The organism is Pseudomonas sp. CP4 (assembly GCF_047758505.1).
Classification (GTDB): Bacteria; Pseudomonadota; Gammaproteobacteria; order Pseudomonadales; family Pseudomonadaceae; genus Aquipseudomonas; species Aquipseudomonas fluorescens_AO.
Genome location: NZ_CP180489.1, coordinates 5,074,547 through 5,088,107, shown reverse-complemented (window position 1 = coordinate 5,088,107; position 13,561 = coordinate 5,074,547). Strand labels below are relative to the sequence as shown.

Sequence of the window (13,561 nt, the reverse complement as noted above, 5' to 3'; positions counted from 1 at the left end):
TCACAAAGGCCGCCACGCACCTATCCCCCAGATGCGCATGGAGCATAGTTAGTTGACCGATGACAGGCTTGAGGGGGACGAGAGAGGCTCAGAGCTTCTTTGAATGTGAAATCGGGGGCAGATTTACAGTTGTTTATTGACATTCAGGCCCTCATCGCTGGCAAGCCAGCTCCCACAGGTTCAATGCCGGGCACAAAACCTGTGGGAGCTGGCTTGCCAGCGATGGGGCCCGCTCAGACGCTACAGCCCTTCAATGCAGGCGCTTGCGGCACATCAGCTGGGCCATTTTCGCGGTGTCCGGGCGTTCGACGATGCCTTTCTCGGTGACGATCGCGTCGATCAGATCCGCCGGAGTGACATCAAATACCGGGTTGAACGCTTCAACATCGGCACCGACGCGTTTGCCGCCAACTTCGAGCAGTTCGGCGCCATCACGCTCTTCGATCGGGATGTCATCGCCGCTGGCGAGGTTCATGTCGATGGTCGAACTCGGCGCCACCACCATGAAACGCACGCCGTGGTGCATGGCGTTCACCGCCAGTTGATAGGTGCCGATCTTGTTCGCCACGTCGCCATTGGCGGTGATGCGGTCAGCGCCGACGATCACCCAGGTCACGCCTTTGGTTTTCATGATGTGCGCGGCGGCGGAGTCAGCGTTAAGGGTCACCGGGATGCCTTCGTTGGCCAGCTCCCACGCGGTCAGGCGCGAGCCCTGCAGCCATGGCCGGGTTTCGTCGGCGTAAACGCGTTCGACCATGCCCTCTATATAAGCAGCGCGGATCACCCCCAGCGCAGTACCGAACCCGCCAGTGGCCAGCGCGCCGGTGTTGCAGTGGGTCAGGATGGCTTGAGCGTTGCCCTGATGCTTGCGAATCAGGTCGACGCCAAGCTGCGCCATGGTCAGGTTGGCCTCGCGGTCGCTTTCGTGAATGGCGACGGCTTCGGCTTCCAGCGCCGCCAGCGGATCGGCGTTGCTTTTCAAACGATCCAGGCGATCGTGCATGCGCCCCAGCGCCCAGAACAGATTGACCGCAGTAGGACGCGAATCCGCCAGCAGGGCAAAATCCTCTTCCAGCGCCGCGTACCAGTCGCCGCCTTCGGCAATCCGCGCCCGCGCTGCGAGGACGATGCCATAGGCCGCGCTGATACCGATGGCCGGCGCGCCACGCACAACCATCGAGCGAATCGCCTCGGCCACGCCGGCGGCGCTGGTGTAGGCGATCCAGGTTTCCTCGAACGGCAAAATACGCTGATCCAGCAGGTGCAGCGCGCCATCACGCCAATCGATGGCCTTCACTTTCTCCGCAGCCAACAGTCGATCGCGCATCCCACACCCCGCACTCATGAACAAAAGCCGCCGATTATAGCGATCCCCCCGCGAAGACGCTCGGGTATACTTCGCCATCCTTTACAAAAGCACTGGAACCGACCCTCGATGCCGAAACCTGCCATTGCGCTCGACCTGTTATTGCTGCCGACCTGGCTGGTCCCCGTCGAACCCGCAGGGGTGGTGCTCAAGGAGCACGGCTTGGGCATCCGCGACGGTTGCATCGTGTTTATCGGCCCGCGCGCCGAAGCGTTGAAGTGTAACGCGACAGAAATCCGTGAACTGCCGGACGTTCTGTTGGCGCCGGGACTGATCAACGCCCACGGCCACGCGGCGATGACGCTGTTCCGTGGCCTGGCTGACGATCTGCCATTAATGACCTGGCTGGAAAACCACATCTGGCCGGCCGAAGGCAAATGGGTCGATGAGGACTTCGTCCGCGACGGCACCGACCTGGCCATTGCCGAGCAGATCAAGGGCGGCATCAGCTGTTTTTCCGACATGTATTTCTACCCCAAGGTCGCCAGCGAGCGTGTGCACAACAGCGGCATTCGCGCACAGATCGCCATACCGATCCTCGATTTCCCCATCCCCGGCGCCAGCAGTGCCGACGAAGCCATTCGTCAGGGCGTCGAATTGTTTGGCGACCTCAAGCATCACGAGCGCATCAAGATTACTTTCGGCCCTCACGCACCGTACACCGTCGGCGACGGAAACCTTGAGAAAATCAGGGTGATTGCCGAGGAGCTGGACGCGGCAATCCACATGCACGTCCACGAAACTGCCTTTGAGGTGCAACAGGCCGTCGAGCAAACCGGCGAACGGCCACTGGCACGCCTCGGCCGCCTGGGCCTGCTCGGCCCGCGCTTCCAGGCCGTGCACATGACCCAGATCAGCGATGACGACCTCGCGCTGCTGGTAGAAAGCAACAGCAGCGTGATCCACTGCCCGGAATCCAATCTGAAACTGGCCAGCGGCTTCTGCCCGGTCGAACGTTTGTGGCAGGCTGGAGTGAACGTCGCCGTCGGTACCGATGGTGCGGCGAGCAACAATGATCTCGACCTGCTCGGCGAAACCCGCACCGCTGCCCTGCTGGCCAAAGCCGTCGCCGGTTCCGCCACCGCGCTGGACGCCCACCGCGCCTTGCGCATGGCCACCCTCAATGGCGCCCGTGCACTGGGGATCGAGGCGCAGGTCGGCTCGCTGGAGCTCGGCAAGGCCGCCGACATCGTCGCTTTCGACCTGTCCGGTCTAGCGCAACAACCGGTGTATGACCCGGTATCGCAGCTGATCTACGCCGCCGGGCGCGATTGCGTGAAACACCTGTGGGTCGCCGGCAAGCAACTGCTCGACGACCGGCGCTTGACCCGCATGGACGAACAACAGCTGGGCGCAACCGCCCGCCACTGGGGCCAGCGCATCAGCGGCCACACCGAATCGTAAACACCGCGGCGCAATATCCGCGGCTACAGCCCTTTTCAGGTTTTTCGAGGAATTGAACATGAGCAACGTCGACCACGCCGAAATCGCCAAATTCGAGGCCCTGGCCCATCGCTGGTGGGACCGCGAGAGCGAATTCAAGCCGCTGCACGACATCAACCCGTTGCGGGTCAACTGGATCGACGAGCGGGTCAATCTGGCCGGCAAGAAAGTCCTCGACGTCGGTTGCGGCGGCGGCATCCTCAGCGAAGCCATGGCCCAGCGCGGCGCCACGGTGATGGGTATCGACATGGGCGAAGCGCCGCTGGCGGTCGCGCAACTGCATCAACTCGAGTCCGGAGTCAGCGTCGAGTACCGCCAGATCACCGCCGAAGCCCTCGCCGAAGAGATGCCCGAGCAGTTCGACGTGGTCACCTGCCTGGAAATGCTCGAGCACGTGCCGGATCCGTCCTCGGTAATCCGCGCCTGCTTCCGCATGGTCAAGCCGGGCGGCCAGGTGTTCTTCTCGACCATCAACCGCAACCCGAAGGCCTATCTGTTCGCGATCATCGGCGCCGAATACGTCATGAAGCTGCTGCCGCGCGGCACCCACGACTTCAAGAAATTCATCCGCCCGTCCGAGCTCGGCGCGTGGAGCCGCATGGCCGGCCTGACCGTCAAGGACATCATCGGCCTGACCTACAACCCGCTGACCAAGCACTACAAGCTGGCCAACGACGTTGATGTCAACTACATGATCCAGACCCTGCGCGAGGAATAAGCCGATGGCCATCAGAGCGGTACTTTTCGACATGGACGGCACCCTGCTCGACACCGCGCCGGACTTCATCGCCATCTGCCAGGCGATGCGCGCCGATCGCGGTCTGCCACCGATCAACGACAAGCACATCCGCGACGAGATTTCCGGCGGGGCCAAGGCCATGGTCGCAGTGACGTTCTCGATGGACCCGGAATCGCCGGGCTTCGAAGAACTTCGTCTGGAGTTCCTGGAGCGCTATCTGGTCGGTTGCGCCGTGCACAGCAAACTGTTCGACGGCATGGCCGAACTGCTCGTTGACATCGAAAAGGCCAACCTGATCTGGGGCGTGGTCACCAACAAACCGCTGCGCTTCGCCGAGCCGATCATGCAACGTCTGGGGCTGGCCGAGCGTTCGGCGCTGCTGATCTGCCCGGATCATGTGAAGAACAGCAAGCCGGATCCGGAGCCTTTGATCCTCGCCTGCAACATGCTTGATCTGGATCCGTCGACCGTACTGTTTATCGGCGATGATCTGCGCGATATCGAATCCGGCCGCGATGCCGGCACCAAGACCGCTGCGGTCACTTACGGCTACATCCACCCGGATGACAACCCACGGCATTGGGGCGCAGACGTGGTGGTGGATCACCCGCTGGAGTTGCGCAAGGTACTCGACAGCGCGCTGTGCAGCTGCTGACCTGACTGCGCCAAGCTCCCTGTGTGGCAAGGGGATTTATCCCCGCTGGGCTGTGCAGCTGCCGACCTGACTGTTGCAAGCTCCCTGTGTGGCGAGGGCATTTATCCCCGCTGGGCTCGAAGCGGCCCCCGCTCTGATCCAGGCAATGTGACACACAGGTTTTGCGACGGCTTCGCCGCCGAACGGGGATAAACCCCCTCGCCACAGGGGTGAAGCAGGTCTTCATGAAATGGACTATGAGGTTTTTATGTTTGATTACACCGCTCGCCCTGAATTGCTCAAGGACCGGGTCATTCTGGTCACCGGTGCCGGCCGTGGCATCGGCGCGGCTGCGGCGAAAACCTATGCAGCCCACGGCGCCACCGTGCTGCTGCTGGGCAAGACCGAAGCCAATCTGACCGAGGTCTATGACGCAATCGAAGCAGCGGGCCACCCGCAACCGGCGGTGATCCCGTTCAACCTCGAGACCGCCCTGCCCCATCAGTACGATGAGCTGGCAGCGATGATCGAAACCGAGTTCGGCCACCTCGATGGCCTGCTGCACAACGCTTCGATCATCGGACCGCGCACGCCGATCGAACAACTGTCCGGCGAAAACTTCATGCGCGTCATGCAGGTCAACGTTAACGCGATGTTCATGCTGACCAGCACCCTGCTGCCGTTGCTCAAGCTATCCCAGGATGCTTCGGTGGTGTTCACCTCGAGCAGCGTCGGACGCAAGGGTCGCGCGTACTGGGGCGCTTACGGTGTGTCGAAATTTGCCACCGAGGGCCTGATGCAAACCCTGGCCGATGAAGTGGAAGGCGTTGCGCCGTTACGCTCCAACAGCATCAACCCGGGCGGCACCCGCACGAGCATGCGCGCGCAGGCGTATCCGGGGGAAAACCCGCTGAACAACCCGACACCGGAAGAGATCATGCCGGTGTATCTGTACCTGATGGGCCCCGACAGCGCGGGCGTCAATGGCCAGGCTTTCAACGCCCAATAACGCCATACGTCGCATTTGTTGCCGCGGCAGAATGCTGTCGCGGCAAGCCATTGCCGCTTGAAACCGTCACAAAGCTGCCAATAACCCAGCGCGACAATTCCACGGTTGCCAGCAAGTCATTGATTCGAAAAGCTTTAAATAAAATCGAACCGAATGGCACGGGTTTCGCTCTAAATTCCCTCAAAACATGCCGTGTGATGGCCATGGGGCAACGCCGATTTCGATAGCTGACTGATCGTCTTGCGGCAGACTAAACTTACGCCAAACGTCCTACGGGACTGATGGATCAGTACGACGCGCAGCCCATAGCCGCTCTCACCCAGCCTGTAAGACAGACTTACTGCTTAGGGGCTCACGCCATATGAAATCTCCTTCCCAGACCCATGCAATTGACTTCGACAGTGCCAAATTGCAGCGCCTGGGCTTCGGTCAACTACCGGCGCTGATCGAGCGCCCGACCAGCCTGGCGCAACTGCGTCAGCAAATGAGCCTGCAACTGCAAACCAGCCTTGAGCCACAGCGCATCCTTGGCCTGTTCTTTCGCGAAATCCAGCGCCTGGTGCCGCTGGACGCCCTCAGCTATGTGCATAAGGCCAGCGACCTGCGCCTGGAGTTCGGCGCGCGCGGTCATCATTCGGTCAGCTACACCCTGAGCCACGAAGGTGAGCACATGGGCGAACTGATCTTCCGTCGCAATCAGCGTTTCAACGACAAGGAACAGGGCGGACTCGAGTCGCTGCTGTCCTGCTTGTTGTATCCGATGCGCAACGCCCTGCTCTATCGCGCTGCAACCCAAAGTGCTTTGCGCGATCCATTGACCGGCGCCGGCAACCGCGTTGCCATGGAGCAGACCTTGCAGCGCGAGATCGACATGTCGCGCCGCCATGTGCAGCCGCTGTCGGTGCTGATGCTCGACATCGACCACTTCAAACGGGTCAACGATGACCACGGGCATGGCGCCGGTGATGAGGTGCTCAGAGCCATTGCCGCGTCGATCAAGGCGCAACTGCGCAACGTCGACATGGTGTTCCGTTATGGCGGCGAAGAGTTTCTGATCCTGCTGTCCAACACCGGTCGCGAGGCGGCAGCGATGGTCGGCGAGCGTTTGCGCCAGGCGACGCAGTCGGAGGAATACTTTGCCGATGGCCAGTTGATCGAGATCACCGTGAGCCTGGGATGCTCGACGTTGTTGCCGGGCGAGTCGGCGGACAGCTTGCTGCGTCGGGCCGACAGTGCGCTCTATGTCGCAAAGCGCGAAGGGCGTAACCGGCTGGCGATGGCCGGCTAAAAATCATTGTGGGAGCGAGCCTGCTCGCGAAGAGGGAGTGTCAGACAACGAGTCGTTGAATGACCCACCACTTTCGCGAGCAGGCTCGCTCCCACAGTTCGATCAGCTTTCGGTTACGGTCCTGCGCTCGCGGTTGACCAGCAAGCGCTCCGAAGTTTCAAGCTGCATGCACCGTTCCAGGAACAGGTACATGTAGTCGTAGCTCTTGCAGATCGCCTGACGCAGCTCTGCCTGCAAAGCCTTGCTCGGGTTCATGCCGGCCAGGGTGCAGATGATTTCCAGCGCTTCCCACGGGTGGGCATCATCGTACTGGGCATGCATCTTCAACCACTTCATCGCGCGTTTGCGATCTTCCTCTGGAAACGCCGCCGCGTAGACCCCGGTCGAGCAGACCACCGCTGACCACTCCCCGGTCGCGCCCTCGATCGCATAGTTGGTCGCGGCAATTGCCACGATCAGCGAATCTGCCGAGCTGGTATGCCAGCACCAGTGACTCAGGGCGTGCAGCTCCGGCGGCACTTGCTGGGCCTGAAGATCTTCGAGGCTGACGCCATGGGCGCGGCTCCAGTGCATCCAATAGTCGGCATGGTTGAGTTCGACGCGGATATTGCGCATCAACCAGCGCCGCGCCATGTCCTCGCCGGGATGGCGGGCGAAGCGGGTCTTGGTGAGGTTCTGCGCCATGTACAAGGCAAACTGCTCGACTACCGGCCAGCCCCCGATCAGGTACTGGCGCATGGTTTTCGCGCTGAGTTTGTTGTCGCGCATGCGCTGATAAAGTTCATGCTCGACAACCCGGCGCTTGCTCTCGCTGCAATCCTTGATGAGCTGTTGCGCCCAGGCAGGATAACTTGCAGCTTCCATGAGGGGTCCGGTTCGGTTGAATGTGTCGATCACTGTTCGGCTCCTTTTGAGTTGTGATGGCAAGGATCGGCGAGAGACTTCAACGGAACGTGCCAGGCGCTTTGAACAACAACGGCTGCGGTCTGGCAGGGCGACTTTGCAAACTGTCACAGGTAAACAACTGCGGACGCTCGATAACATATCCCTGAGCGTAATCCACACCTATTTCAAGCAACGCCTGTTCGATCTGGTTAGTTTCAACAAACTCGGCAATTGTCTGCTTACCCATAACATGGCCGATGTGATTGATCACTTCGACCATTGCCCGATTAATCGGGTCGTCCAGCATGTCCTTTACGAAACTCCCGTCGATCTTCAGGAAGTCTACAGGCAAATGTTTCAAGTAAGCGAATGAAGACATTCCGGCACAAAAGTCATCCAGGGAAAAGTGACAACCTAAGCCTTTGAGTTCATTGATAAAACGAATTGCACTGCCAAGATTTGCGATTGCACTGGTTTCAGTAATTTCAAAACAAATCATTTCAGGCGGTATAGCGTAGTTAACAAACTGTTCCCGCAGGAAGTGCAAAAAAGCGTCATCTCCGATAGTAATGCCTGACAGATTAATCGCACACATCGCTAAAGGAAGTTCATGTTCCTGTTCAATGCACTGAGCAATAACCTTGAAAACATTTTCAACTACCCAGCGATCCAACTGGGTCATCAGACCATATCGCTCCGCCGCCGGGATAAAGCTGTCAGGCAGAATCATCCGCCCCGATTCATCATGTAAACGCAGGAGGATCTCGATGTGCCCGGCCTGGCCAGCTTGCGGCTTGAGCGGCGCGATCTGTTGGGCATACAGGCAAAAACGGTTTTCCTCCAGCGCCATGTGCAGGCGCTGCACCCAGGCCATTTCACCGAAACGCATGGACAGTTCTGAATCGTCGGCGTGATAGACCTGCACGCGATTGCGGCCCTTTTCCTTGGCCATGTAGCAAGCCATGTCCGCCGCGCGCAACGAGGCTTCGAGGGTGGTCGGATTTTGTGCGACATGCACCAGGCCGATACTGACGGTGGTCAGGAATGGCCGCCCTTTCCAGACAAAATGCAGGTTCTGCACCGTCTGGCGCAGGCTCTCGGCAATCTTCTCCGCCACCTCTGGCGGGCAGTTCTGAAGCAGAATGCCGAACTCGTCGCCACCCAGCCGCGCCAGCGTGTCGCCCTCACGCAGGCCCGATTGCAACAGCGTGCAGATATGCCGCAACAGCTCATCGCCTGCCGCATGGCCACAGGTGTCGTTGACCAGTTTGAACTGATCCAGATCGAGGAACATCAGCGCATGCCGCCCGGGCTGGCGCGTCAGGTTGTGCAAGGCCTGCTCGAGGCGATATTCGAATTCGCGACGGTTGGCCAGCCCGGTCAGCGCATCGTGGGTCGCTTGCCAGGACAGATTGGCGATGTATTGCCGCTCCTGGGTCATGTCGTGCAACACCAGCACCGTGCCGCTGACATTGCCGGCGTTGCGGATCGGCGCACCGACCAGGGTCACCGACAACGTGCTGCCATCCAGACGCTGAATCAGCTTGGAATGTTCGCTGCCGCCGCTGAGCTGGCCGCTGAGAATGTGCTCGATCAAGGTCAGCCCTTCGGTCTGGGCGTTCTCGTCAAGCAGGTTGAACAGCGCCGACAACGGCAGGCCCGCCGCCTGCTCGGCCTTCCAGTGGGTCATGACCTCGGCGGCCGGGTTCATGTAATCGATCGCGCCGTTGACGTCGGTGGTGATCACGCCATCGCCAATCGACTGTAGCGTAATGTGCGCGCGATCCTTCTCCAGCTGCAGTGCCTGGGCAAATTCATGGCGTTGCTTGAGCAGTTTATGTGTGCGCCACAGCGCCAGCACGATCAGACCCAGCGCGGTGGCCAGATTGGTGAACAGCAGCAGGCGCATGATCACCCGCGAGCCTTCGCCCAAGGCATCGCTGAAGGCTTTCGCGGCTGGAGTTACTGCATCGTTGATGGCGAAGATCTGTACTTTCCAGCGCTGCACATCGCCGGGGCTGGCCTGGTTCTGCGCAATGCCCTGATGCATCTCCTGCGCGACTTCGTGCAGCCGGTCGAGGTAGGCATCGCCGATTGTCCAGCGATCGATCGCGGTTTCCAGATAACTGAAATGGCGAAAATTGAGATACAGCCAGATCAGGCTGGCGACGTCGTCCGGGTGATTACCCCCCTTGAGAATGCCTTCGCGCGCCGCTTGCAGATCCGGCGGCTGACGATCCAGCGCCAGGCGCAGCTCGTGTCCGCCCTGGGGCACGGCGATTGCCGACATGTATTTGCGGTAGATCGCCTCGTCACGACTGTCGGCGTAGAGGTTCAGGTAATAGATGGCGTCCTTCTGGCCTTTCGACCACAGGCTTTCGCCGGCCACGTAGCCACGCACGGCCGAAAGCACGTAAAGGCTCACGCCCCCCAGTAATGCCTGGAACACCACGACAGCAATAAAGGGCCAGACGATACCCAACAACCGTGGTGTTCCCAGAGTCTGCTTTTGCTTCATGAGAGTCCTTGCATGAGCACTGCCCGCTCGCCTTCCGGGCGAATTCGCTATGACGAGACTAGGTGGGGTTCTCGTTCAAGGCAAGGCGCGGCTGTACACCGCGCGCAGAACCTCTGACAGGCCGGCAAGGGTTTCGATCAGTGCTGTTGCAGGTTGCCGTAGAGCTTGGCGTACAGACCGCCGTCGGCGATCAGTTGGCGATGGTCGCCGTCCTCGGCGATTTGCCCGCCGTCGAACACCAGCACGCGGTCCGCCTGTTTCACCGCCGACAGGCGATGGGCAATGATCAGCGTGGTGCGGCCATGGAGAAACTTCGCCATTGCTTGATGCAGGTTGTACTCGGTGGCGGCATCGAGGGCCGAAGTGGCTTCGTCGAGAATGACTACTTTCGGCTCGGCGAGAATCATCCGCGCAATCGCCAGACGCTGGCGCTGGCCGCCGGACAGACGCACGCCGGAGCGCCCGACGATGCTGTCGAGGCCGTTGGGCAGCGCGCGAATGGTCGCGGCCATTTGCGCGATTTCCAGCGCCTGCCAGCAGGCTTCGTCGCTGCGCATGCGACCCATGGTCAGGTTGGCGCGCACGCTGTCGTTGAACAGCGCGGGATGCTGCAACACCACAGCGACGTTTTCGCGCACTGTCTCCAGTCCGATCTCCTGCTGGGTCGATCCACCGAAGCGAATGGTCCCGGCTGCTGGCGTGTACAGGCCCAACAGCAATTGCACCAAGGTACTTTTACCGCCGCCGCTGGCCCCGACGATCGCGACTTTTTCACCGGGCAGGATCGACAGGTTCATCTGATCCAGCACCAGTTCGTCGCCATAACCGAAGCTCAGGCCTTGCACCTCGATGCCGACGGTTTCGCGGCCCTTGAACGGATCGACGCCGCCGGGATACTGCGGCTCGTCGGCGCGGGCCAGCAATTCATTGATCCGCGCCAGCGCGCCACCCGCTGCGTAGTAGGCATATTGCAGATTGAGCAGCTGTTCGACCGGGCCGATCATGAACCACAGGTAACTGAACACCGCGAGCATCTGCCCGATCGACAGGTCGGAAAACAGCACGGTGAGCATCGCCGCCGCGCGGAAGATGTCGATGCCGAACTGGAACAGCAACCCACTGGCGCGATTCGACGCGTCGGTTTTCCACTGCGAATTGACCGCGTAATTGCGCACTTCCTGCGCGCGCAAACCGAGGCGCCCGAGGAAATAGCCCTGACGGTTGCCGGCGCGCACTTCCTGAATCGCATCGAGGGTTTCACTCAGCGCCTGAGTGAAGCGCGAGGTGCTGTCGTTCTCGAGCTTCTTCAGGTGCTTGACGCGTTTGCCCAACTGCACCGTGGCGTAGATCACCAACGGGTTGAACAGCAGAATCAGCAGCGCCAGCTTCCAGTGCATCCACACGAGGATGCTGGCGGTGCCGACCAGCGTCAGCATGGCGACGAGGAAGCGGCTGAGGGTTTCGCCGACGAATTTGTCGAGGGTATCCAGATCGGTGACCAGGTGCGTGGTCACCGTGCCGCTGCCGAGGCTTTCGTACTCGCCGAGGGAAATGCGCTTGAGCCGTTCGATCAGGCGCACGCGAATGCGGTAGACGATGTCCTTGGCCAGCCGCGCGAACAGCCGCGACTGCAACACGCCAAAACACAGGGCGCTGCAACGCAAGGTCAGGGTCACCACCAGCATCAGGCCGATATAACCCGCCGCCTGCTGCCACATGCCCGGCAGAAAATGATTCATCACTTTCAGCGCGGCATCGCCGTGGCCGAGCAGGACCTCGTCGACCAGCAATGGCAGCAGCAACGGGATCGGCACGCTGCACAGCGTCGCCAGCACGGCCACGCCGTTGGCGATCCACAGGGATTTCTTGTGATGCAGTGCCAGACGCCGGACTTCAGCCCAGCTCAGCCGGTCGACACGCTCTACGGCTGGCGTGTCATCGGCGCGGTCAGACACAGGCCGCGCGCTCCAGCCAGCGGCCGAGCAACGGCGACAGCTCGCTGAGCGGTTGATAGCCGTTGGTCAGCAGCGCCAGTTGCCCGTTGCGCTCGGCCAGCAGGGTCGGGAAACCGGCGATGCCCAGATCCTGAACCCAAGTGAAGTCGGCCTGGGTCGCCTTGTGCTGATCGGCATGATCGAACAACGCTGCGAATTCGATACGCGGCACACCGGCCTGCTCCGCCAGTTCGACCAGCACGCTGGCCTGGGTGACATCGCGTCCTTCGGCGTAAAACGCCTGCTGGATCAGCCCGACCAGTGTCCACGCGCAATCCGGCGCCAGACTGCGCGCGGTGACGATAGCGCGACAGGCAGGCTCAGTGTCATAGACAAAGCCGTCGGGCAACGCACCGTCGAGCTTGAACGGCTGGCCGGTGGCTTCGGTGACCGCCTGCCAGTGCTCAAGAATGTAGCGCCGCGTGGTCGGCTCCAGCGCCGACCCGCTGCCGGTACGCAAGCCGCCGACCACCAGATGCAGCTCGACCCCGGCTGCCTGCGCCTGCTCGACCAGTGCCTTGGCCACCGGAGCAAACCCCCAGCACCATGAACACATCGGATCCATCACATAGAGCAGGCGCGCAGACATGGTTAAGCCTCGGTGGATGCTTGCTTATAGTTGTAGCCGATCGGGTGCGGCTGGTTGCGCGCCTTGGCCAGTTCGATCTGCTTTTGCCGATCGATGGCGCTGCGCCGGGTCTTCTCGCTGAGCTTGTCCCAGCAATGCGGGCAACTGATGCCGGCGACGTAGTGCTCGGAGGCGCGATCTTCAACGCTGACCGGCGTGCGGCAGGCGTGACATTGATCGTAGTCGCCTTCCGTCAGGTCGTGGCGCACGGTCACGCGGTTGTCGAAGACGAAGCAATCGCCGCGCCACTTGGTTTCTTCCTGCGGCACCTCTTCGAGGTACTTCAGGATGCCGCCCTTGAGGTGGTAGACCTCTTCGAAACCTTCGCCGAGCATATAGCTCGAGGCTTTCTCGCAGCGAATGCCGCCAGTGCAGAACATCGCGACCTTCTTGTGCACGGCCGGGTCGAAGTGTTCTTTGATGTAGTCGGGAAACTCGCGAAAACTGGTGGTTTTCGGATCGATGGCACCTTCGAAGGTGCCGATCGACACTTCGTAATCGTTGCGCGTGTCGATCAGCAGCACTTCCGGGTCGCTGATCAGCGCGTTCCAGTCCTGCGGCTCAACGTAAGTGCCGACCTTCTTGTTCGGGTCAACGCCTTCGACGCCGAGGGTGACGATCTCTTTCTTCAGCTTGACCTTGGTGCGATAGAACGGCTGCTCATCGCAGTACGATTCCTTGTGATCGATGTCGACCATGCGTGGATCGTTCTTGAGCCAGGCGAGCAGGCCGTCGATGCCTTCACGGCTGCCGGAAACCGTGCCGTTGATGCCTTCTTCGGCGATCAGCAGAGTGCCTTTGATGCCGTTGTCGACCATCGCTTGCAGCAGTGGCTCGCGCAGGTCAACGTAATCTTCGAGGGTGACGAACTTGTACAGTGCCGCCACGACAATCGGTTGTGTCATGGGTATTTCTCCAGGTGGCTACCCTCGCAAAGGGTGAACCGGATTCAAAAAAAACGCGCCGGCTAAGCGGCGCGTCGGGATTGTAGCAGAGGAGCAGCTTCAAGCTTCAAGCTTCAAGCGGCAAGCAGTACGTCGCTGCTTTTGATTCTGCT

At 60.7% G+C, this 13,561-nt stretch carries 12 protein-coding genes; 5 read left to right on the top strand and 7 right to left on the bottom strand.

The genetic code is table 11. The features are described 5' to 3' along the window. Window positions 1–250: 250 nt before the first annotated feature. Window positions 251–1,327 carry an S-methyl-5-thioribose-1-phosphate isomerase gene (mtnA, locus tag ACMYUN_RS22940; RefSeq protein ID WP_039760044.1) on the bottom strand — a complete coding sequence of 359 codons (1,077 nt, stop codon included), beginning with the start codon at window positions 1,325–1,327 and terminating at the stop codon, window positions 251–253. Window positions 1,328–1,435: 108 nt separating this feature from the next. Between mtnA and ACMYUN_RS22935 the strand changes: the two genes are divergently transcribed. From ACMYUN_RS22935 to ACMYUN_RS22920, 4 genes are all read left to right on the top strand, one after another. Then, window positions 1,436–2,770 carry a TRZ/ATZ family hydrolase gene (locus ACMYUN_RS22935; protein WP_415761850.1) on the top strand — a complete coding sequence of 445 codons (1,335 nt, stop codon included), beginning with the start codon at window positions 1,436–1,438 and terminating at the stop codon, window positions 2,768–2,770. Between the two features lie 58 nt (window positions 2,771–2,828). Continuing rightward, entirely contained in the window at window positions 2,829–3,527 is a 699-nt protein-coding gene (ubiG, locus tag ACMYUN_RS22930) for a bifunctional 2-polyprenyl-6-hydroxyphenol methylase/3-demethylubiquinol 3-O-methyltransferase UbiG (protein WP_039760050.1), read from the top strand. A gap of 4 nt (window positions 3,528–3,531) precedes the next feature. Continuing rightward, window positions 3,532–4,203 carry an N-acetylmuramic acid 6-phosphate phosphatase MupP gene (gene mupP / locus ACMYUN_RS22925; protein ID WP_039760052.1) on the top strand — a complete coding sequence of 224 codons (672 nt, stop codon included), beginning with the start codon at window positions 3,532–3,534 and terminating at the stop codon, window positions 4,201–4,203. A 247-nt stretch (window positions 4,204–4,450) separates the two neighbouring features. Further along, on the top strand, window positions 4,451–5,191 hold the full coding sequence (locus tag ACMYUN_RS22920; protein WP_039760054.1) for a YciK family oxidoreductase: 741 nt from the start codon (window positions 4,451–4,453) through the stop codon (window positions 5,189–5,191). On the opposite strand, the gene ACMYUN_RS22915 is transcribed toward ACMYUN_RS22920, so the two are convergent. Continuing rightward, the gene (locus ACMYUN_RS22915) at window positions 5,178–5,396 is read right to left on the bottom strand and encodes a hypothetical protein (RefSeq protein ID WP_415761849.1); all 219 of its coding nucleotides are present in this window, start codon (window positions 5,394–5,396) and stop codon (window positions 5,178–5,180) included. The genes ACMYUN_RS22920 and ACMYUN_RS22915 overlap by 14 nt on opposite strands. Before the next feature lie 156 nt (window positions 5,397–5,552). Between ACMYUN_RS22915 and ACMYUN_RS22910 the strand changes: the two genes are divergently transcribed. After that, window positions 5,553–6,479: a GGDEF domain-containing protein gene (locus tag ACMYUN_RS22910; RefSeq protein ID WP_415761848.1), complete on the top strand. Its 927-nt coding sequence runs from the start codon at window positions 5,553–5,555 to the stop codon at window positions 6,477–6,479. A 102-nt stretch (window positions 6,480–6,581) separates the two neighbouring features. On the opposite strand, the gene ACMYUN_RS22905 is transcribed toward ACMYUN_RS22910, so the two are convergent. The 5 genes from ACMYUN_RS22905 to ACMYUN_RS22885 form a co-directional block, all read right to left on the bottom strand. After that, window positions 6,582–7,343 carry a TenA family transcriptional regulator gene (locus tag ACMYUN_RS22905; RefSeq protein ID WP_404822179.1) on the bottom strand — a complete coding sequence of 254 codons (762 nt, stop codon included), beginning with the start codon at window positions 7,341–7,343 and terminating at the stop codon, window positions 6,582–6,584. A 79-nt stretch (window positions 7,344–7,422) separates the two neighbouring features. Further along, window positions 7,423–9,882 (bottom strand): EAL domain-containing protein, encoded by a 2,460-nt coding sequence (locus ACMYUN_RS22900; protein WP_415761847.1) that lies wholly within the window; start codon window positions 9,880–9,882, stop codon window positions 7,423–7,425. A gap of 137 nt (window positions 9,883–10,019) precedes the next feature. Then, window positions 10,020–11,837 carry an ABC transporter ATP-binding protein gene (locus ACMYUN_RS22895; protein WP_415761846.1) on the bottom strand — a complete coding sequence of 606 codons (1,818 nt, stop codon included), beginning with the start codon at window positions 11,835–11,837 and terminating at the stop codon, window positions 10,020–10,022. Further along, window positions 11,830–12,432: a DsbA family protein gene (locus ACMYUN_RS22890; protein ID WP_178081144.1), complete on the bottom strand. Its 603-nt coding sequence runs from the start codon at window positions 12,430–12,432 to the stop codon at window positions 11,830–11,832. Before ACMYUN_RS22890 ends, ACMYUN_RS22895 begins: the two co-directional genes overlap by 8 nt. A gap of 35 nt (window positions 12,433–12,467) precedes the next feature. Continuing rightward, window positions 12,468–13,409, bottom strand: a complete 942-nt coding sequence (locus ACMYUN_RS22885) for a rhodanese-related sulfurtransferase (RefSeq protein WP_016770934.1) — start codon at window positions 13,407–13,409, stop codon at window positions 12,468–12,470. Between the last annotated feature and the right edge of the window lie 152 nt (window positions 13,410–13,561).